The 22,072-nt window shown below is 41.1% G+C and carries 18 protein-coding genes and 1 tRNA gene; 11 read left to right on the top strand and 8 right to left on the bottom strand.

The window, feature by feature from the left end; genetic code table 11:
- Window positions 1–107: 107 nt before the first annotated feature.
- Window positions 108–665: a DNA-3-methyladenine glycosylase I gene (locus OO184_RS01400; RefSeq protein ID WP_265377675.1), complete on the bottom strand. Its 558-nt coding sequence runs from the start codon at window positions 663–665 to the stop codon at window positions 108–110.
- A gap of 195 nt (window positions 666–860) precedes the next feature.
- On the opposite strand from OO184_RS01400, the gene glyQ reads away from it, so the two are divergent.
- From glyQ to OO184_RS01385, 3 genes are all read left to right on the top strand, one after another.
- Window positions 861–1,775: a glycine--tRNA ligase subunit alpha gene (gene glyQ, locus OO184_RS01395; RefSeq protein ID WP_049584050.1), complete on the top strand. Its 915-nt coding sequence runs from the start codon at window positions 861–863 to the stop codon at window positions 1,773–1,775.
- Between the two features lie 9 nt (window positions 1,776–1,784).
- On the top strand, window positions 1,785–3,854 hold the full coding sequence (gene glyS / locus OO184_RS01390) for a glycine--tRNA ligase subunit beta (protein ID WP_265377674.1): 2,070 nt from the start codon (window positions 1,785–1,787) through the stop codon (window positions 3,852–3,854).
- 182 nt (window positions 3,855–4,036) lie between these two features.
- Window positions 4,037–4,113 (top strand) — tRNA-Pro (locus tag OO184_RS01385).
- A gap of 98 nt (window positions 4,114–4,211) precedes the next feature.
- Here the strand turns inward: OO184_RS01385 and OO184_RS01380 are convergent.
- From OO184_RS01380 to OO184_RS01365, 4 genes are all read right to left on the bottom strand, one after another.
- A complete protein-coding gene (locus OO184_RS01380; RefSeq protein ID WP_265377673.1) occupies window positions 4,212–5,288 on the bottom strand; it encodes a methyltransferase domain-containing protein in 1,077 nt (358 codons plus the stop codon).
- A gap of 133 nt (window positions 5,289–5,421) precedes the next feature.
- Window positions 5,422–5,802, bottom strand: a complete 381-nt coding sequence (locus OO184_RS01375) for a PadR family transcriptional regulator (protein ID WP_265377672.1) — start codon at window positions 5,800–5,802, stop codon at window positions 5,422–5,424.
- Between the two features lie 161 nt (window positions 5,803–5,963).
- Window positions 5,964–7,223, bottom strand: a complete 1,260-nt coding sequence (locus OO184_RS01370) for a cytochrome P450, cyclodipeptide synthase-associated (RefSeq protein WP_265377671.1) — start codon at window positions 7,221–7,223, stop codon at window positions 5,964–5,966.
- Between the two features lie 85 nt (window positions 7,224–7,308).
- On the bottom strand, window positions 7,309–8,085 hold the full coding sequence (locus tag OO184_RS01365) for a tRNA-dependent cyclodipeptide synthase (RefSeq protein WP_265377670.1): 777 nt from the start codon (window positions 8,083–8,085) through the stop codon (window positions 7,309–7,311).
- 804 nt (window positions 8,086–8,889) lie between these two features.
- Between OO184_RS01365 and OO184_RS01360 the strand changes: the two genes are divergently transcribed.
- Complete coding sequence (locus OO184_RS01360) at window positions 8,890–9,129, top strand: hypothetical protein (RefSeq protein ID WP_265377669.1); 240 nt, start codon at window positions 8,890–8,892, stop codon at window positions 9,127–9,129.
- Window positions 9,130–9,260: 131 nt separating this feature from the next.
- On the top strand, window positions 9,261–10,181 hold the full coding sequence (locus OO184_RS01355; RefSeq protein ID WP_265377668.1) for an EamA family transporter: 921 nt from the start codon (window positions 9,261–9,263) through the stop codon (window positions 10,179–10,181).
- Between the two features lie 1,106 nt (window positions 10,182–11,287).
- Here OO184_RS01355 and OO184_RS01350 read toward each other — a convergent pair.
- The 3 genes from OO184_RS01350 to OO184_RS01340 all read right to left on the bottom strand — a co-directional run bounded on the left by OO184_RS01350 (window position 11,288) and on the right by OO184_RS01340 (window position 15,084).
- Window positions 11,288–12,670, bottom strand: a complete 1,383-nt coding sequence (locus OO184_RS01350; RefSeq protein ID WP_265377667.1) for a DHA2 family efflux MFS transporter permease subunit — start codon at window positions 12,668–12,670, stop codon at window positions 11,288–11,290.
- Between the two features lie 298 nt (window positions 12,671–12,968).
- On the bottom strand, window positions 12,969–14,243 hold the full coding sequence (locus tag OO184_RS01345; protein ID WP_265377666.1) for a cytochrome P450, cyclodipeptide synthase-associated: 1,275 nt from the start codon (window positions 14,241–14,243) through the stop codon (window positions 12,969–12,971).
- A gap of 64 nt (window positions 14,244–14,307) precedes the next feature.
- A complete protein-coding gene (locus OO184_RS01340; protein ID WP_265377665.1) occupies window positions 14,308–15,084 on the bottom strand; it encodes a tRNA-dependent cyclodipeptide synthase in 777 nt (258 codons plus the stop codon).
- Between the two features lie 311 nt (window positions 15,085–15,395).
- Here OO184_RS01340 and OO184_RS01335 point away from each other — a divergent pair, with 311 nt between their 5' ends.
- The 6 genes from OO184_RS01335 (at window position 15,396) to dppF (ending at window position 21,876) form a co-directional block, all read left to right on the top strand.
- Window positions 15,396–15,587, top strand: a complete 192-nt coding sequence (locus OO184_RS01335) for a hypothetical protein (protein ID WP_265377664.1) — start codon at window positions 15,396–15,398, stop codon at window positions 15,585–15,587.
- A 529-nt stretch (window positions 15,588–16,116) separates the two neighbouring features.
- Window positions 16,117–17,724, top strand: a complete 1,608-nt coding sequence (gene dppA / locus OO184_RS01330; RefSeq protein ID WP_265377663.1) for a dipeptide ABC transporter periplasmic-binding protein DppA — start codon at window positions 16,117–16,119, stop codon at window positions 17,722–17,724.
- Between the two features lie 213 nt (window positions 17,725–17,937).
- Window positions 17,938–18,957: a dipeptide ABC transporter permease DppB gene (dppB, locus tag OO184_RS01325; protein ID WP_265377662.1), complete on the top strand. Its 1,020-nt coding sequence runs from the start codon at window positions 17,938–17,940 to the stop codon at window positions 18,955–18,957.
- Window positions 18,958–18,967: 10 nt separating this feature from the next.
- On the top strand, window positions 18,968–19,867 hold the full coding sequence (gene dppC, locus OO184_RS01320) for a dipeptide ABC transporter permease DppC (RefSeq protein WP_265377661.1): 900 nt from the start codon (window positions 18,968–18,970) through the stop codon (window positions 19,865–19,867).
- Window positions 19,868–19,879: 12 nt separating this feature from the next.
- Entirely contained in the window at window positions 19,880–20,860 is a 981-nt protein-coding gene (gene dppD / locus OO184_RS01315; RefSeq protein ID WP_265377660.1) for a dipeptide ABC transporter ATP-binding protein, read from the top strand.
- Complete coding sequence (gene dppF, locus OO184_RS01310) at window positions 20,857–21,876, top strand: dipeptide ABC transporter ATP-binding subunit DppF (RefSeq protein ID WP_265377659.1); 1,020 nt, start codon at window positions 20,857–20,859, stop codon at window positions 21,874–21,876. Before dppD ends, dppF begins: the two co-directional genes overlap by 4 nt.
- The last annotated feature ends 196 nt before the right edge of the window (window positions 21,877–22,072 follow it).

Below are 22,072 nucleotides of genomic sequence, written 5' to 3'. Positions count from 1 at the left end.
TTTAATATTGCGTTTAATTTAGCATTTAAAACAAAGAACTGAATGTTTGGTTAACATCCAGCTTTATTATGCATATTAATCTTAAGTGCGATAGTAATTCACTGAATTTATTTTCTACATAAACAGTTTATTGTATGGTCATTGACCAAACCAGTAGCTTGCATAAATGCATAGCAAGTGGTGCTGCCGATGAATTTGAACCCCCTCTTTTTCAGCGCTTGTGATAACGCTTCTGAAATCTCTGTTTTTACCGGTATCTCTGTGAACGTTTCCCATTGATTAATAATGGGTTTGTTATCGACGAAGCGCCAGATAAAAGTACTGAATTCTTCTCCTTGTTGCTGCATCTTAAGATAGGCGCGCGCATTGTTGATAATAGCGTTAATTTTGGCGCGGTTACGGATAATAGCGGGATCAAGCATCAGCCGTTCTACATCATTTTCATCCATGACGGCAATTTTTGCCGGATCAAATTGATGGAAACATTTACGATAGCCTTCACGTTTTTTCAGAATAGTCAGCCATGATAGCCCAGATTGTTGCCCTTCCAGACAAATCATTTCAAACAACTTTTGGCTATCTTTTAGCGGCTTCCCCCATTCATTGTCGTGGTAGGCCAGATATTCCGGGTCAGAGGTAACCCAATGGCAGCGTGTTAATTCCATAGTCGTTACTTTCAGTATGAGTGGTTAGGAATTGACAGTACCTTAACTGTATAGATATACAAGTAAAATAACCAAATTGAGATTTTTTTATTTCAAGGCGAAATTAAGAGCGAATTCAGGGCTGTATATCTTAAGGTCAAAGGGTATACTGACCAACTTCCTTTCAAATTCATATGTATCGCGTGCGGATCCAACATGCAAAAGTTTGATACCAAGACCTTTCAGGGGCTGATCCTGACATTGCAGGATTATTGGGCGCGCCAAGGCTGTACCATTGTCCAACCATTGGACATGGAAGTCGGTGCGGGTACTTCTCATCCAATAACTTGCCTGCGTGCACTTGGCCCGGAGCCAATTGCCGCGGCTTATGTGCAACCTTCCCGCCGTCCGACCGATGGCCGTTACGGTGAAAACCCTAACCGTTTACAACATTACTATCAGTTTCAAGTCATTATTAAACCATCTCCAGATAATATTCAGGAGTTATATCTGGGTTCTCTGAAGGAACTAGGATTAGACCCAACGGTTCATGACATCCGTTTTGTTGAAGATAACTGGGAAAACCCAACGTTAGGCGCTTGGGGATTGGGTTGGGAAGTGTGGCTTAATGGGATGGAAGTGACTCAGTTTACTTACTTCCAACAAGTAGGTGGCCTTGAGTGTAAACCGGTCACGGGTGAGATTACTTACGGTCTTGAGCGTCTGGCAATGTATATTCAAGGCGTAGACAGTGTTTATGATCTGGTTTGGTGCGATGGCCCGTTGGGTAGAACCACTTATGGCGATATTTATCACCAAAATGAAGTGGAACAATCCACCTATAATTTTGAACATGCGGATGTCGATTTCCTGTTTACCTGTTTCGAACAATATGAAAAAGAGGCTCAGGACCTGCTGGCGTTAGAAACGCCTCTGCCGCTGCCGGCTTATGAACGTATTCTCAAGGCGGGCCATACATTCAATTTGCTGGATGCTCGTAAAGCTATCTCGGTGACTGAACGTCAGCGTTATATCCTGCGTATTCGCACCCTGACCAAAGCGGTTGCAGAAGCTTATTATGCCTCCCGTGAGGCGTTAGGCTTCCCTATGTGTAACAAGAATCAGAACTAAGAGGCTGTCATGACTCAACAGACTTTCCTGGTGGAAATCGGCACCGAAGAGTTGCCGCCGAAGGCTCTTCGTTCATTGGCTGAAGCATTTGCTGCTAATTTTGCGGCGGAGTTGGATAACGCGAACTTAGCGTATGGCGAAGTAAGCTGGTTTGCAACGCCACGCCGTCTGGCATTGAAAGTTGCTAATCTGGATGAGGCGCAAGCTGATCGTGAAGTAGAAAAGCGCGGTCCGGCGATTGCTCAAGCATTTGATGCTGAGGGTAAACCGACAAAAGCGGCTGAGGGTTGGGCTCGCGGTTGTGGTATCACGGCGGCTCAGGCTGAACGCTTAGTGACAGATAAAGGCGAATGGTTATTGTATCGCGCGCTGGTTAAAGGGCGCAGTGTCAAAGAGTTGCTGGCGGCGATGGTCAACAGTGCGCTAAATAAGTTGCCAATTCCTAAACTGATGCGCTGGAGCGATAAAGAGACTCAGTTTGTTCGCCCAGTTCATACCGTTACCATGTTATTTGGTAATGAACTAATTGAAGGCGAGGTTCTGGGTATTAAATCTGCGCGTGTCATTCGTGGTCACCGTTTTATGGGTGAACCTGAGTTTACGATTGATGATGCAGAACAGTATCCGGCGATTTTGCAACAACGTGGTAAAGTGCTTGCAGATTATACAATCCGCAAGACACTGATTAAGCAGGATGTAGAGCAAGCGGCGGTTAAGCTAGGCGGCGTTGCTGATATCAGTGACAGTCTGCTGGAAGAAGTGACTTCATTGGTTGAATGGCCGGTTGTGCTGACGGCGAAATTTGAAGAGAAATTCCTTGCAGTGCCATCAGAAGCGTTGGTTTACACCATGAAAGGCGACCAGAAATATTTTCCGGTTTACGACAATGCTGGCAAGTTAATGGCGAATTTTATTTTTGTCGCCAACATTGACTCTTCTGATCCACAGCAAATCATTACTGGTAATGAAAAGGTAGTCCGTCCACGCTTGGCTGATGCAGAATTTTTCTTTAAGACGGATCGTAAGCAGCGTCTGGAAGATAACCTACCTCGTCTGGAGACGGTTTTGTTCCAGAAACAACTTGGTACTTTGCGTGATAAAACCGATCGTATTCAGGCGTTGGCCGGTTGGATTGCAGAGAAAATCGGCGCTGATGTGAATCATGCTATCCGTGCTGGTTTGTTGTCCAAATGTGATTTGATGACCAACATGGTATTTGAGTTCACCGATACCCAAGGTGTGATGGGAATGCATTACGCTCGTCATGACGGTGAAGCAGAGGATGTTGCTCTGGCATTGAATGAGCAGTATCAACCGCGTTTTGCTGGTGATGAACTGCCTTCTACTGGCGTTTCTTGTGCGTTAGCGATTGCTGACAAAATGGATACTCTGGCGGGTATTTTTGGCATTGGTCAGCATCCGAAAGGTGATAAAGATCCGTTTGCGTTGCGTCGTGCGGCATTAGGTGCTCTGCGTATTATCGTCGAGAAAAAATTGCCGCTGGATTTGCAAGCATTGACGGAAGAAGCGGTTCGTTTGTATGGCGATAAGCTGACAAATGCCAAGGTTACAGATGACGTAGTTGAGTTTATGCTTGGCCGTTTCCGTGCCTGGTATCAGGAGCAAGGCTACAGCATTGATACCATTCAGGCGGTATTGGCGCGTCGTCCAACCCAACCAGCTGATTTTGATGCCCGCGTTAAAGCGGTGACACACTTCCGTACATTGGATGAAGCCACTGCGTTGGCAGCCGCGAATAAGCGAGTTTCTAATATTCTGGCAAAGTCTGAAGAGACGTTGAACGAGAAAGCAGATGTTTCTGCGCTGAAAGCGCCGGAAGAGGTGAAACTGGCAACACATCTGGTGGCTTTACAGGATAAATTGGCGCCTTTATTTGCTCAAGGGCGCTATCAGGAAGCGTTGGTTGAATTGGCATCTTTGCGAGAAATTGTCGATGCTTTCTTTGACAATGTGATGGTAATGGATGAAGACCAACAGGTACGGGTGAATCGCTTAACTCTGTTAAGTGAATTGCGTGCTCTGTTCCTGAGAGTTGCTGATATTTCGTTATTGCAATAGTGATTTGAAATAATCGGTTCTGACGGTTGTGAAATATAATCGTCGGAACCGTAGTTTTTGTTTCTACGGATTGAGAACGCGCGACATAGCTGAGTTTCAGTTGTTTTTATCAGCAACTAACTCATGATTATTAAAAAGGTATTGACGGCCTATAGCGAGCGCAGTAAGATTCGCCTCGTTTTCGGCGAGTAGCGCAGCTTGGTAGCGCAACTGGTTTGGGACCAGTGGGTCGGAGGTTCGAATCCTCTCTCGCCGACCAATTTAGAGTTTGTGGACGTCAAATAAGCCACAGACTTAAAGAAAATAGAAAAGCCTTACAGTGATTGCTGTAAGGCTTTTTGTCATCTGGCGTTTACTCTAACAGTTACAGCCGCTTGGCGCATAGATTTGCATAACATTGATATCAGTATCAAAATTGTTCGGCTTTCCACAATTGAAAAGACCATAGTGTTTTTTCCCATCGCCAATTAAATCAAAGAGTGTATGGTAACGACTTTTGGTGATCATATCGGCAGTATTGCGGCATACGGGGACAGCTCTGCCGGTTTCAAAAATATGTTCTCGATCAAGCACAAATTGATCAGGCGCATCTGGTAAATTGCCTTTATAAATTGCAACTTGGCCATAGTCCTCGCAGCGATCTTCCAAGTCTAATTTGAACAGCCTTAACGTCATTGAATACAGTTTTGCCCCGCCTAGCTTCGTTTCGATCTCCTTATTATTTATAGATTTCAAATTGCTATTAATGACACGAACATCATGAAAACCGGCTGTTCTTGCCAGCCGTATGAAATCTTCAAAGTACATCGCGTCACCGATACATTCACAAACAATTTGTGAGTCATTTTTCAGTGATTGCTCTAGCCTTCTATCTAAAAAAATGTCAGAAAAATAGATTTCACCGCCAGGTTTGAGTAAACGAGCCATACCTGCCAATACGCTTGCTTTGGATATAGATAGGTTGATGACACAGTTTGAGACGATAACGTCTATACTTTCAGGTGGTAAATCAAGTTCCTCTAGTGACTCGATATAGCCTTGTTGAAAATGCACATTGGTGGATGGATAGTTAAAGGTTCGACGATGATAATCCACAAAACTCTGGGCAAACTCGATTTGTTCTGTCGTTGCATCAATACCAATAACTTTACCTTCAGTACCTACGAGGTGAGATAGAATAAAACAGTCCCGCCCGCTCCCACATCCCAAGTCTAATACTGTCGTTCCTTCTAGCAAGGGAGGAAAAGGCGTACCACAACCATAAAAACGGCTCTGTACATCAGGATGGATAAGTTTAAGAACTTCTTTGATTCTGTCTGAAGTGGTGTTGTCTACCGTGCATACATTTATAGCAAGATCCTCTCTACTAGACAGGGTTTTGCCATAATAATGTTGTACCTCTTCAATCCTCTGTTTAAATGATTGTTCATTCATATTTATCTCCTTTGAATTAAATCATCAGCAGGCTGATATGATGTTTCGGTAATTTTGGCGCCAGATTTACAATAGATTCCTCATATTCCTGATCAATGCATAGATGGTCAATGTATTGAGTTAAAAAAAACCGTCATTGCTGACGATTGATGTGTGTAGCAACTTCCATCCAAGCTTCTACAGCGACAGCAAAAGCTTTGCGCCCTTTGTCGGTTAATGTGTATACCTTGCGTCCACGGCCTGCAACGGTTTCATTGTGTACCGTGACATATTCTCCCTGCTCAAATTCACGCAGCACCGGATAAATTGTACCTTCAGTAGGTGAACAACACCCTTGGGTAGAACGTTCAACCTCACGGGCAATTTCGTAACCGTGCATAGGCCGTTGTTGTAGGGCGCTGAGAATGAAAAACTTGGATAAGCTCATCTTAATGATGCCATTCCAATACATTCGATCAGTGTAGTCCACTGTTGTTCGCCCAACAGTGTTAAGTGTTTTCTTCGATTTGTTCATAACGGCATCATATACATTGAGCATCAAGGCGTCAATGTATAAGGTAGTCAGTTTTAACTCTTTTCTATAATAAGTGCAGGTATCTCCTGACTATTTCAAGGGATGCCCACTTCCGGCATCCCTTTATCAGTATTTAGATGGATCTTCTGAACTTTATGTTCCTATTCCATCATCCCCATAGTGATTTTCAAATCAGAGCTACCATTCTCTGAAATAGACGATATTATTGGATCAAAACTTAAAAGGAGTTTAGCTGGTCCTCGTGTATATACTCCCGTTTCTTGATAATGATGGTTATCAGCAAAACGTAAATTGTGCAGGCGATCCAAAATAATATTGGATGAAACTTCCAACTGACTAAATGAAAATGCGGCCGCAATACAAGCATGAGTCCCTGCACCAAAAGCTAAATGTCTCTTTCGATTTGCTTGCTGTTGCGAAGTTGCATTCTTTCTTCGGTGTAGATCAAATTTATTTGGTTTGTGAAAAATCGATGGATCACGATTAGCTGCGCCAATCATACAAAATATCGAAGTACCTTTCGGAATATCAATACCAGAAATAGTGATATCTTCATTCGCTTCTCTTGGAATTAACTGTACTGGTGGCGTCAGACGCAAGGTTTCTTCAAATGCGTCTCGAATTAGACTGCGATCTTTAATCACTGCCTCAAGCATATCTGGATTAGATATTAAGTGATTAAACATCATTGCTAATATTTTGTCAGCAGGTTCTATCGCCGCTAATAGAATATTTAAACTCAATGCTGTAATTTCACTTTTGGACATCTCTGTATCTTGACAAAATATAGATATAATATCCTTACCGGGATTACATCGTCTCTGATCTACTATAGGATTTAGTAAGCGAATCAATTTCTGGCCACATTCGAGACTGTATATTCTTTCTGGCTCTGTTTGGTCAAAATGGGTAACAAAATTGGTGATACCCCTGTGCCATTCAGCTATGTCAAGATAGTTATCATTTGGCAATCCAAGAATACCTAATGTAACTAATACGGCGTAATCTCTGCCAAAGTCATTAACAAGATCTATATTTCCTTTTTCTATATGAGGTCGTAAGAGATCTTCTGTAATATTTCGAATCATGGGTTCGTAGTGACTATTAAAATAATCTTTTAAAAGCCCTTGAATCATGAGTTTTCGTTTACACGCATGTTCTCTACCTTCCATTTGAATAAGAACGCGATCCCCCATAACAGATTCCGGTTCAGTTAATGGCTTTGTATTGAAAAGTGAGGATTTTAAAATAGCTTCAACATCCTCATATTTTCCAATAAAATAGCCGTCTCGGGATTGATCAAAATAAACTAAATCTTGTTTATGTAAGATGTCGTAAAAATCGTAAGGATTTTTTATAAATTTTGGATCTTGGATGTTGAAAGAACTTAATTTAGCCATTATTTTTCTTCCTTTCTAAATGATATTTAGTACTAAGAGCCTATTAGCCTTAATACAGCTACTATCTCATAAAATTCTGTGTATTTTATAATTGAGTGACGATTCCGTAACTTTGTTTATCTCCTACTTGGATAGGATAACTACCACTAAATAATCCTTTTCCGATTGGCCAAGGGCGGTGATAGAGCAATGTAGAAGACTTTACTCCAAGTAATCGAGATGTATCGAGGTAAAAGGGAATTTCAGAGAAAATATATGGTAATGCTTTATATACTAATTGTAGGTCAATTTGACCAAAGTATTGTCCAGTACCTTTTAGTCGACCTTTTACGGCTTGGAAGGACATATCAAGGCAGATTTTTTTAAAAGATTCTGATTCATTGAAAGCGTTTTCAACTTGTGTTTTAAGAGATTGATAGTCATGGTTTAGTGCAAAGTCACTAAATTGGATAATTCTGATTTGCTTACTTTTTAACTTTGTCATGGAAATAGCATCATCAAGGTTACGTAAATGACGTTTAATTTCGCGATGTGTTTTCTTGATAGCCTTAGCCTTCTCAGTTCCACTAGCGACTAAGAGGCGTGAAGCTTCACATTCACAAGGTAACAATATATCGACTTGTCGGAAGTAATGATTTGACCACCGAATAAGGTCCATAACATAGTCTTTTGAGAAACGCGAGTTAAAGGGGCTGATCCCTACTAATGCATGATCACCTCTCTGAATAATTTGGTTACAACGAAAGGTTTCACCTTGAACGGTAAATAATGCTGAATTTTCGTGTAAAAATGCTGAATTGACTGATAATATTTGATTATTCGTTTCTTTTACGTATTTTCTTTCAGTAGATAACGTTTCCATTGACTTTCCATTTTTTTAATGTAATCCGATATAATCCTGTATAAATTTTTTAATTTTTATAGAAATTCATTACATCCCTATTAAAATATTTATACATAAATTTGATCTAAGTGAATCTCGTAAAAATGTCAAAAACTATCGAAAATTGGATGTAAAAACATACTGTCGCTCTTGAGAGCAGATAGCATTTTTCGATTAAGGGGTTGCTCAGATAGTAATATCTGGTGCTGTATTTTTAGCTCCATCTCAACATGATTTACCTTATTGATTATGTGGTATTTATTTGAGTACATTGGCAGATATTCTGTTCATATTGGCTAGGTCAATGGAAAGAGCCAGTAACTATTTTTTGCCCGTGAGTTTACCGACGTTGGCAGTAAATTAAGTATTTAGAAAAACCTATATACCTGTCATCTTTCAAGTTGCCTCTTTGTTGGCTGCGCTCGCTCACCCCAGTCACATAGTTATCTATGCTCCCGGGGATTCGTTCCCTTGCCGTCGCGATGCATCTTGAAATCCATAGGGTATATATAATTTCCGCTATTTAACTTGAAATTTTTTAATCGTGTGTGATAGTAATTTCTGTATAAAAGTTACGCATATACTAATAATAACATGGTAGAAAATGACATTTAATTATTATCAATTGTATTTAATGTTATCCTTATAATATTCATTCTATGATAAATAAGACTTGGTTTGTTTATCTGAGAAATATATCTCATTCATTAAATGACTTGTTTGAAAAAGCACAAGAATAGTGTATGAATATTACCTTCTATAAATATTATATGGAATATGACTATGAACTTAAGTGATATAGGCAGCACGCTTTTACTCGAAATTGATAAATTTAAAATAAACGATAATCGAGTATTTTCTAAGTGTGAATATCACGATCCTATCGGTAGCTATAAAGATAGGACATTCTCACATATAGTTAATATCCTAGAAAAAGAAGCTAAGATTCGACCGGGCATGAAAGGTGAGCGTAAAGAGAAAAATAAGATATTCTGTATGAAACACCAAAGTAATTATTTCTGAATGGAGTAGTTTAGGCGGCAAAACATTATACTAAAAGTGGAGGTGATAGTGATTAAAGATTAATTTTCAATAATAAAACCAATCCAATGTCGGAATTTTGATTTTTGGAGCAAGAGGATAATAGGTGATATATGTCTACATATAGTGGTGTAGTATACGGGATTATTTTTTGTCTCATCAGTGCAGCATCTGATGTGTTTGTTGCATATTTAACGCAGTCGATAAATTCAGCTATTGTTATCTTTTATTGTTTTATATCGTCTACTTTATTATTTATGATGATAAGTATTTTCAAAGGAATTGATCAATTAATTATGAAGGTCCGCAAGAACACCTTATTGGTGTTAATTATTAATGTTTCAATTCTATTAAATTGGGGAGGATTAATCATTTCGTTGCGTTTTCTTGAACCTGCAATTGTGGGTGTGGCTTCAGTGGCTTGCGGCCCTGCGATAACTATCCTCCTCTCATCTTTTATCGATAAAGGCGAAGCAAAAACGGAAAAATTGGAAGTTGTCATATCCTGGTTAGTTCTCATTGGGGTAGGTGTGATGCTGGTAAATGCATTTTTAGGAAATAGTGGATTACCATCAAGCTCAATTCAGGATAGGATTATTGGCATTGTTAGTGTGATAATCGGTGCTGTAGGAACGGTATTATACACTATTTTTTCTAAGAAATTATTCAAGGAAAAATGGCAAACATATGAGATATTGTCTGTTAGAAGTATTTTAATGGTAATACTTTCATTTTGTTATGTTTCAATATCCGATGTTTCTCTTAGTTTAGATAGCGAGATAATTTTTCCGATGTCGCTTCTTGTTATAATTGGACATTTACTTCCAATCTATCTTGTATTGAAGGCAATTAATGCCATTACCCCTCTTCATGTTTCTTTACTATTTCTACTAATACCGGTATTTACCATTCTTTTTCAATATTTTGATTCACGTATAGCTTTTTCTGTTGAAAGTCTTATCGCAGCTTCGGTTATAGTTTCTTTATTAGTTATTCTTGGTGTGAGTAAGATAAAAAAAGATAAGAAGATATAATGAGGTATAAATAGATGGAATATTACGACCGATAATAGATAAATTAGCAATAGGTTTAGGGAAAATTAGTGCTGCTATTATGTCTATTATTGAGTAGGGGGATTTTCACAAGGCTATAAAGAGATAAGTTTATACACTCATTAATCACTCCTATAATGTACGTCTGATTAATCACCGTTTTGGTTTATTTACTGCTAATAATTTCATATCGTAATTAAAGAAATCCCCCTTTTTCTATGAAGTTGTTTTTTGTGCTGATAAAAGTGATGAAGTCGAAATAACTAAAGATGTCTTTAGCCAGCTTGGTATTAATGGTGGACTGATAATGGTAATGATCACTAATTTACTAATCAACCATTAATGAAACCAAAAGTGATGAAAACTTAGATAAACTAGTAACAGGTTTTTGTATTTATTTATATTATTAGTGTTATACTTATTTGATTCACTTTTCAGGTGCTGACTTTATTCGGCACACAGCATTTTATGCCAGTTATCATCTTTTCTACCGAAATAATCGTTTACTAATTAATCAAACAACCACAAATTTTGCTCACAAGTTAATGGTGATTAATCCTGTCGCTATGTGCTTTTTATGGTCTTTTTGTCTGCAAAATGTGCGCATTGTCATGTTTTTGTGCTAACTATGTTAATTATTAGTTTCCTTTGTGTTTTTCTATTGTTGATGGCATCTGTTGAGATCTTATTGACGCAAGAGACAACAGTTGTTTAATTGATAAGCTGAAAATAATAAACAAAATCTAAACAGCGCAGTTTCTGACAGGAAGTGCAGATTCTGGCTGTACACAACAACATCACAAATGGAGTGTAAGAAAAGGATTTAATCCACAACAATTCACCTCTAGCACAACAAAAGCAGGTGCGACTGAAATCATACATGGACTGGCAGAGTTATGATATGCCGGTGATAATGCTATTTCAATACATTCGAGCAGTGTAATTCACCGTTGTTCTCCCAACAGCGCTAAGTGTTTTCTTCGGCTTGTTCATGACGGCGTTATATGCATTGAACATCAAGGTGCCAATGTATCAGGTAGTCCATCTAAAAATCGGGCACAGAATTATGTGCCCGTACTATACTGAGATTAACGTCGTAGTTTAAGTGCTGGAATTGTACAACAGAAAGTAATAAATAGTAGCCCAAGTAAAATAAGGGAAAAGTTCTCACGACTTGGACTAATGCTGTAAAGTACAGCGACAGTTGCTGTACCTAGCGATGCGCCAAATAAGGTTCCGATTCTGGTGATGACGCTCGCATCCGGAACTTGAGTGGCAGGTAACTCATTATAAGCATGGGACATAGCTAATAATGTAAGTAAACCTATACCAGCTCCTCTAAGCAACATTGTCACCATGATGATTTCTGGATGAGATGGGATATTGTGCAAGAATAGCGGCACTGTGCCGAATATAGTCATTATTGTTCCAATTAGAGCTAAATTACTTACACTAAAACGTTCGCTTAATGATTTAAGGTAAGAGCGTGAAAGAAGTGCGCCTACTCCGTGGGCACCTATCCAAATACTGGCAAGTAATTCACTTTGTTGAAAGCCATGTATAAACATAATTGGTAAAGCAAAAAGGCCGCCATAAAAACTAATACTTGAAAGAAGTAATAACCAAATGGATGCGGTAAAAGAGCTTACTTTAAATGGTGTGAGTTGAATTAAAGCATCAGAGGTTTTATTTCGTGTATGGCGGACAAAAAGCAAAATGAGTATTAGGCTTGCAAGTAAGATCCCAACCATAATTAGCCAATGGAGAGGGCTCATTGTATCTGCTTTTGTCAGCAATGACAGACTGTAAATCATGAACAATAGCGATGGTGTCAGCAATAAAAATCCCATTAGATCAAAGCGTATAGATTCCGCCTTATCATTTCTGGTGATACACATAGCGCTTAGCACAATGGCTGCTATCCCAATAGGTACATTGATAAAGAAGATTAAACGCCAATCACCGATGTGCAATAAATAGCCTGCGACAATAGGCCCAGCAATAGGAGCAATAACTGTAGGTACAGCAATAGTTGCCATAGCTCCTTTCAAATTTTGCTTGCCAACTGCGTTAACCAATACTGTTTGCATTACAGGCATCAGAATACCGGCACCTATGCCCTGTATGACTCTACTGGCTAAAAGAAAATCAATGTGAGAGGAAAAACCGCAAAGTAATGAACCTAACGTAAAAACGACCAGACCGGTTAGCCAAAGGTTTTTGGCTCCCACTCGGCGTGTTGCCCAAGCACAAATCGTGACTGTGACTGTTGCACTCAAGGTATACAGTGTTGAAACCCACTGTAGCTGTGCAACTGAAGCCGAAAGACTGACTGTCAGAGATGGAATGGCAACGCCAATGATTGTTGCATCTAATAGAGGTAAACAAATCCCGATGACAAGACATGTGATAACCCAGTGTTGGTATCGGTTTAAAGGTGCTGACTGCCCAGAATCACTATTTTTGCTCATGATATATCTCCGTCACCAATAAAGTTTTCTTACCTGAACGAAAGTTGACCAAGTTGTCACCTAAGATAATTTTAAAACTGCTTATTTTGATAGTATTTTCTCTAGTTTGGGATTGAGTATCATTGTTTCAAGGGATGCCTACCTTTGGCATCCCTTTAATCAGTACTTCAGATGGATCTTCTGAGCTATTTCATACAAGTCTGATGTTTTTCTAGAACTGTCTCATACTCACCATTATGTCGCTGTATTAGATAGGTGACAGCGTTCCTCATTACACCATAGCATGAACTTTATGTTCCTATTCCATCTTTTCCACAGTGATTTTCAGATCAGGACAACCATTTGCCGAAGTAGAAGATATTATTGGATCAAAACTCAAAAGGAGTTTAGAAGGCCCTCGTGTATACACACCTGTTTCTTGATAATGATAGTTATCAGCAAAACGTAAATTGCACAGGCGATCCAAAATAATATTGGATGAAATCTCCAACTGACGGAGTGAAAATGCAGCACCAACACAGGCATGCATACCTGTACCGAAGGCTAACTGTCTCCTTCGATTTGCTTTCTGCTGAGAAATTGCATTCTTTCGTCGATATAGATCAAATTCATTTGGTTTATGAAAAACTGATGGATCGCGATTAGCTGCACCAATCATACAAAATACTAGGGCACCTTTGGGGATATCAATATTAGAGATAGTGACATCTTCACCCGCTTTTCTTGGAATTAGCTGTACGGGTGATGTCAGACGTAAAGTTTCTTCAAGTGCGTCTCGAACTAGACTACGATCTTTAGCAACTGCATCAAACATACCTGGATTAGATATTAAGTGATTAAACATCATTGCTAGTGTCTTGTCGGCAGGCTCTGTGGCAGCTAATAGAATGTTTAGACACAATGCCGTAATTTCACTTGTAGACATCCCTGTATTTTGTCCGTTACCACCACAAAGTATAGATATAAAGTCTCCACCAGGATTACACCGCCGCTGGTCCACTATAGGATTTAGTAAGCGGATCAATTTCTGACTACATTCAAGGCTGTGCATTTTCTCTGGCTCTGTTTGATCAAATTGGGTAATAAAATTGGCGATACCCTTGTGCCATTCAGCTATGTCACGATAGTTATCACTTGGTAGCCCAAGAATACCTAATGTCACTAATACAGCGTAATCTCGGCCAAAGTCATTAACAAGATCTATATTTCCTTTTTCAATATGAGGTTGTAGGAGATTTTCTGTGAGCTTTCGAATCATGGGTTCGTAGTGGTTATCAAAATAATCTTTTGAAAGTCCTTGCATCACGAGTTTTCGTTTATGCGCGTGTTCTTCACCTTCCATTTGAGCAAGAACACGATCTCCCATAACGGGTTCCGCTCGCTCAATCAATGGCTGTGTATTGAAAATTGAGGATTTTAAAATAGCGTCAACATCCTCATATTTGCCGATAAAATAGCTATTTTGAGATTGATCAAAATAAATTAAATCTTGCTCATGCAAGGTATTGTAAAAGTCATAAGGATTTTCTATAAATTTTGGGTTGTGAATGCTGAAAGAATTTAATTTAGCCATTATTTTACTTCTTCTTTAAATGGTGTTGAATAATAAGAGCCTGTCTAATTTGATTCTTTATTTTCTATAATTGAGTGACAATTCCATAACTCTGTTTATCTCCTACTTGTATAGGATAACTACCGTTAAATAAGCCTTTTCCTATAGGCCAAGGGCGATGATAGAGCAATGTAGAATGTTTTACTCCAAGTAGTCGAGGGGTATCGAGGTAAAAGGGAATTTCAGCGAAAATGTATGGCAACGCTTTATATACAAATTGTAGGTCAATTTGACCAAAGTATTGTCCAGTACCTTTTAGTCGCCCTTTTATGGCTTGAAAAGACATATCAAGGCAGATTTTCTTAAAAGACTCTGATGCATTGAAAGCGTTTTCAACCTGTGTTCTAAGAGATTGGTAATCATAGTTTAGTGCAAAGTCGCTAAATTGAATGACTCTGATTGGCTTACTTTTTAATATTGCCATTGAAATAACAGAATCAAGAATACGTAAATGACGTTTAATTTCGCGTTGTGTTTTCTTGATAGCCTTAGTGTCCTCAATTCCACTAGCAACTAAAAGGCGTGAAGCTTCATGTTCACAAGGTAACAGTACGTCGACTTGCCGGAAGTGATTACTTGACCACTGAATAAGATCCACAACATAATTTTTTGAAAAACGTGAATTAAAAGGGCTTATCCCTACTAGTGCATGATCACCCCTTTGAATAATTTGGTCACAATGGGGAGTTTCACCTTGGATAGTAAATGATGATGAATTTTCGTGTAACAACTCTGAATGGACAGATAATGTTTGATTGTTCGTTTCTTTAGAACATTTTCTTTCAGCGGATAACATTCTCATTGGCTCTCCATTTTTTAATATAATATCGTCTAATTCTGATATTAAATTCTTTAGTTTTCATATAGCATTAATTACGTATTCATAAATCATTATTTTAGTTTTTGTCGTGCTATTCTGTTATTGCACTATTTATCTTGTCATTTGATTGATAGAAAAATGTACCGCTAACACTAAGTCAATTCACGAGCTACCGCTGAAGCAATGTAACGTCTATTATTATCGGATGATGATTTTTCATCTATTTCGTGCAGAAAATAATTAAATTTTTTCATATTTCTTTACTATAATTACTAATACTAGTATTTACGATTATGAAAAAATTCCCCTTTTTCTGTGAAACTTTTTTTTATGTTGATGAAGGTGATGAAATTACAATAAATAAAGATGTCTTTAGCCAGTCTGGAACGGTTTATTTCGTACATCATGATAAGGATGTTATCCAACAAGACTACGAAAAAATTAGGAGAATTGAAGGGTTGGGCGGGTATTTGAAATCTGCCTAGCATTATAGAGACCGGATAATGGCAACGGCCATTAATTTATTAGTTAATCATTAATGAAACCAAAAGTGATGAAAACTTAGATAAACTAGTAACAGGTTTTTGTATTTATTTATATTATTAGTGTTATACTTATTTGATTCACTTTTCAGATGCCGACTTTATTCGGCACACAGCATTTTATGCCAGTTATCATCTTTTCTACCGAAATAATCGTTTACTAATTAATCAAACAACCACAAATTTTGCTCACAAGTTAATGGTGATTAATCCTGTAGCTATGTGCCTTTTATGGTCTTTTTGCCTATAAAACGTGCGCATTGTCATGTTTTTGTGCTAACTATGTTAATTATTAGTTTCCTTTGTGTTTTTCTATTGTTGATGGCATCTGTTGAGATCTTATTGACGCAAGAGACAACAGTTGTTTAATTGATAAGCTGAAAATAATAAACAAAATCTAAACAGCGCAGTTTCTGACAGGAAGTGCAGATTCTGGCTGTATACAACAACATCACAAATGGAGTGCAAGAAAATGACAACTTTCTCTAAAGGGGCGAAGTTATTGAAGCTAGGGGTCAGCTTAGTTGCATTGGCAGTAACCGCCAGCGTTCAGGCAAAAACATTGGTTTACTGTTCCGAAGGTTCACCGGAAGGCTTTAATCCTCAATTGTTCACTGCTGGCACAACTTATGATGCCAGCTCCAGACCACTGTATAACCGTTTGGTTGAGTTCAAAACAGGTACAACTGAAATTATTCCGAGCTTGGCTGAAAAATGGGATATTAGCGATGACGGTAAAGTTTACACTTTTCATCTGCGCAAAGGTGTTAAGTGGCACGATAGTAAAGACTTCAAACCAAGCCGAGAATTTAATGCTGATGATGTGATCTACACTTTCATGCGGCAAAAAGATACAAACCACCCATACCACAAGGTGTCAGGCGGCAGCTATGAATATTTCATTGGCATGGGTATGAGTGAGATAATCAATAAGGTTGAAAAAGTAGACGATTATACTGTCAGGATTGAACTGAGCCGCCCAGAAGCCCCATTCCTAGCTGACTTAGGCATGGATTTCGCCTCTATTATGTCAGCAGAATATGCAGATAAGATGATGGAAGCCGGTACGCCGGAGAAAGTCGATCTGAATCCAATTGGTACAGGCCCGTTCCAGTTGGTGCAATATCAGAAAGATTCTCGCATTCTGTATAAAGCCTTCAAAGAATACTGGGGAGATAAAGCCAAAGTTGACCGGTTGGTCTTCTCTATTACCCCTGATGCTTCTGTGCGTTATGCAAAACTACAAAAAAATGAATGTCAGATTATGCCATATCCAAATCCGGCAGATATTGCTCGCATGAAACAGGATAAAGATATTGTTTTGTTGGAGCAGCCTGGTCTGAATGTCGGTTATGTCGCTTTCAACGTCACTAAAAAGCCATTGGATAACGTCAAAGTTCGTCAGGCGTTGACGATGGCAGTCAATAAAGACGCTATCGTTGAAGCGGTTTATCAGGGCGCTGGTCAGAAAGCCAAAAATCTGATCCCACCAACCATGTGGGGTTACGACAATGATCTTAAAGATTATCAGTACGATCCGGAAAAAGCGAAACAGCTTCTAAAAGAAGCAGGGATGGGAAGTGGTTTTACCATTGATCTGTGGGCAATGCCGGTACAACGGGCGTATAACCCAAATGCCCGTCGTATGGCTGAAATGGTCCAGGCTGACTGGGCAAAAATTGGGGTGAAAGCCAAAATTGTTAGCTATGAATGGGGGGAATATTTGAAGCGAGCTAAAGACGGCGAGCACCAAATTGTGATGATGGGCTGGACGGGAGACAATGGTGATCCAGATAACTTCTTCGCAACCTTATTTAGCTGTGCAGCCAAAGAACGGGGTTCTAACTACTCTAAATGGTGTTACAAACCGTTTGAAGATGCCATTCAGCCAGCCCGAATCGTTGCTGATCACGCCAAACGTGTCGAGCTTTACAAACAGGCGCAGGTTGTGATGCACGAACAGGTCCCGGCACTGATTGTGGCTCATTCCACGGTTTATGAACCGATCCGTAAAGAGGTCAAAGGTTATGTCGTTGATCCTCTGGGTAGACATCTTTTCGATACCGTGTCTCTCGAATAATCCTGTTCTTACTTTGTTGTGATATGCCATCTTCCTGATCTTTAACCGAAGATGGCGGTTTTCTCCAGGCAGTTATAACCGGCGGAAAACTAACAAGAAAAGTAGAGACAAGGCGTTTATTGAATTGTGAGCCAAAGGGGGAAAGTCCTCCCCCTTATCAAGCCAAACGGCCTGAGAGCTGTAACCGGCATTTAAAAAAAGAGAGTTTGGGATATGTTGCAGTTCATACTCCGACGTCTGGGGTTGGTAATCCCAACGTTTATTGGCATTACTTTACTGACTTTTGCTTTTGTCCATATGATCCCCGGCGATCCGGTGACCATTATGGCCGGGGAACGTGGAATATCTGCTGAGCGCTATGCTCAGGTAATGGCTGAAATGGGGCTGGATAAGCCACTCTGGCAGCAATATTTTCATTATGTAGGCAATGTGTTACATGGCGATCTTGGTATCTCCATGAAAAGCCATATCTCTGTGTGGGAAGAGTTTGTTCCCCGTTTCAAGGCAACTCTTGAACTGGGGATGTGCGCCATGCTGTTCGCGATTGCTGTCGGTATTCCCGTTGGCGTTTTGGCGGCGGTAAAACGCGGTTCTGTTTTTGATCATACTGCGATAGGTATTTCCCTAACGGGATACTCCATGCCGATCTTCTGGTGGGGGATCATGTTGATCATGCTGGTTTCTGTCCAGTTGGATCTAACGCCGGTATCCGGGCGAATAAGCGACAGTGTTTTCCTTGACGACAGTTACCCGCTGACGGGTTTTATGCTAATCGACACACTATTCTGGGGTGAAGCCGGTGATTTTAAAGATGCGGTGATGCATATCGTTTTGCCTGCCATTGTCTTGGGAACGATTCCACTGGCGGTGATTGTCCGTATGACCCGCTCTTCTATGTTGGAAGTACTTGGTGAGGATTATATCCGTACTGCACGCGCTAAAGGCTTGAGCCGTATTCGTGTGATTGTGGTCCATGCGCTTCGCAACGCATTGCTGCCAGTTGTAACCGTTATCGGCTTGCAGGTGGGCATGATGCTGGCGGGAGCAATCCTGACTGAAACTATCTTCTCTTGGCCGGGGCTTGGACGTTGGCTGATCGATGCCCTTCAACGCCGGGATTATCCGGTGGTGCAAGGCGGCGTATTACTGGTAGCGATCATGATCATCTTGGTTAACCTGATAGTTGACTTGCTATACGGCATCGTTAACCCGCGTATCCGGCATAAGAAATAGGGAGTGTATTATGTCTCAAGTGACTGAGCCTGCAAGCGGTGTGCCTAAAATTATGACGCCGATGCAGGAGTTTTGGTATTACTTTAAGCGCAATAAAGGGGCTGTTGTTGGTCTGGTTTATATTGTGCTGATGTTATTGGTTGCTCTGTTGGCGGGGGTACTGGCTCCACACAGTGCGGCTGAACAATTCCGCGATTCTTTGCTGACGCCGCCGGTATGGCAGGATGGAGGAAGTTGGCAGTTTATTTTGGGTACTGATGATGTTGGACGTGATTTACTTTCACGTCTGATGTATGGCGCCCGGCTTTCACTACTGGTAGGTTGTCTGGTGGTGGTGCTATCCCTGTTGATGGGGGTTGTACTGGGTGTGCTGGCGGGTTATTTCGGTGGTGTGGTGGATATTATCATCATGCGTATCGTTGATATTATGCTGGCATTGCCAAGTCTGTTGCTGGCTTTGGTGCTGGTAGCGATATTTGGGCCATCCATTGTCAATGCTTCATTGGCGTTGACCTTTGTGTCTCTGCCGCATTACATCCGCTTAACTCGCGCTGCGGTATTAGTCGAAGTTAACCGTGATTATGTCACGGCTTCACAGGTGGCGGGTGCGGGTTCCATGCGTCAGATGTTTATCAATATTCTGCCTAACTGTCTGGCGCCGCTGATTGTGCAGGCTTCTCTGGGTTTTTCTAATGCCATTCTTGATATGGCTGCTTTGGGTTTTCTGGGGATGGGGGCGCAGCCGCCCACGCCGGAATGGGGGACAATGCTGTCTGATGTATTGCAGTTTGCGCAAAGCGCCTGGTGGGTGGTGACATTCCCAGGGGTAGCGATTCTGCTGACAGTATTGGCGTTTAACCTGATGGGTGACGGTTTGCGTGATGCGCTTGATCCTAAACTCAAGCAGTAGTGAGGTGGCGAAATGGCACTGTTAAATGTAGAAAAATTATCGGTTCACTTCGGTGACGAAGAAGCACCATTCCGCGCCGTTGACCGCATCAGTTACCGGGTTGAGCAAGGGCAGGTTGTTGGGATTGTCGGAGAGTCTGGTTCAGGTAAATCGGTCAGTTCATTGGCTGTGATGGGATTGATTGATTATCCGGGTAGAGTGATGGCTGACAAGTTGGAATTTAACCAGCGTGATCTGACCAAAATTTCCGAACAAGAACGCCGACAATTAGTTGGTGCGGAAGTGGCAATGATCTTCCAAGATCCGATGACCAGCTTGAATCCCTGTTACACCGTTGGGTTTCAGATTATGGAAGCACTAAAAGTGCATCAAGGCGGTAATCGTCGTACTCGCCGCCAGCGGGCGATTGATCTGTTGACCTTGGTGGGTATCCCTGATCCTGCATCACGTCTGGATGTGTATCCGCATCAATTATCAGGTGGTATGAGTCAACGGGTGATGATCGCAATGGCGATTGCTTGTCGGCCAAAATTACTGATTGCTGATGAACCGACAACGGCGCTGGATGTGACCATTCAGGCGCAGGTTATTGAGCTGTTGTTGGAGTTGCAGCAACGGGAAAATATGGCGCTGATATTAATCACCCATGACTTAGCATTAGTGGCAGAAGCTGCTCATCACATTATCGTGATGTATGCCGGGCAGGTGGTGGAATCTGGTAAAGCGTCGGAGATCTTCCGTGCGCCGCGCCATCCCTATACTCAGGCCCTGCTTAGAGCATTACCTGAATTTGCCGCGGATAAATCCCGTCTTGCTTCTTTGCCGGGCGTTGTACCGGGGAAATATGACCGGCCCGTTGGCTGCTTGCTGAATCCGCGTTGTCCCTATGCCGAAAAGCATTGTCGTCAGGTGGAACCGGAATTAAGGACAGTGGGGGAACGTCAGGTGAAATGCCATATGCCGTTGGATGATGCAGGGAGACCGACAGTATGAGTGAACCTACTTATCAGGCGCAGGAGACATCAACGGCGCCGTTATTGAAAGCAACAGAGCTGAAAAAATATTACCCAATCAAAGGGGGGCTATTTTCACCTGCCAGTACGGTAAAAGCATTGGATGGCATCTCTTTCGAACTGGAGAGAGGAAAAACGCTGGCAGTTGTGGGTGAGTCGGGGTGTGGTAAATCTACCCTGGGGCGGTTGCTGACGATGATTGAAAAGCCAACCGATGGTGAGCTCTATTATCAGGGGCAAGATCTGCTGGTACCCAATAAAGCAGCCGAAAAACTGCGCCGTCAGAAAATCCAGATTGTGTTCCAGAACCCTTATGGTTCACTTAATCCGCGTAAGAAAGTTGGTCAGATCCTGGAAGAACCTCTGCGGATCAATACCAAGTTGAGCGCACAGGAACGTAAAGAAAAAGTGTTGCAGATGATGGAAAAAGTGGGGCTGAAAACTGAACACTACAGCCGTTATCCGCACATGTTCTCTGGTGGTCAACGGCAAAGGATTGCGATTGCCCGTGGTCTAATGTTGGACCCGGATGTGGTGATTGCGGATGAGCCAGTTTCCGCATTGGATGTCTCGGTACGGGCGCAGGTGCTGAACCTGATGATGGATTTGCAGCAAGAGTTGGGGCTCTCTTATGTCTTTATCTCCCATGATTTGTCTGTGGTTGAACATATCGCTGATGAAGTGATGGTGATGTACCTTGGTCGTTGTGTGGAAAAAGGCAGTAGGGAGATGATTTTCAGTAACCCTCGTCATCCCTATACACAGGCGTTATTATCAGCAACGCCAAGGCTGAACCCTGAATTACGCCGTGAACGGATAAAGTTGACCGGCGAATTGCCAAGCCCGATGAATCCACCACCCGGTTGCGCATTTGCAGCGCGTTGCCGTCGGGCGCTTAGCGTTTGTACTCAGCTTCAACCAAAACTGAATCAATATAGTAATCAACTAATCGCTTGTTTTGCGGTTGATCAGGATGAAAATGTTGCGGTGGAATAATGAGTTAAGCTATACCTAATAGATTTCGAGTTGCAGCGAGGCGGCAAGTGAACGAATCCCCAGGAGCATAGATAACGATGTGACTGGGGTGAGTGAAAGCAGCCAACAAAGCAGCAGCTTGAAAGATGAAGGGTGTAATAACTTTTAAGGATGGTGGGTAGTTGAACCATCCTTAATTTCCCATAATAGCGTTGGT

Source organism: Photorhabdus aballayi (assembly GCF_026153155.1).
GTDB classification, from domain to species: domain Bacteria; phylum Pseudomonadota; class Gammaproteobacteria; order Enterobacterales; family Enterobacteriaceae; genus Photorhabdus; species Photorhabdus luminescens.
This window is presented reverse-complemented; position numbering and strand designations above follow the sequence as displayed.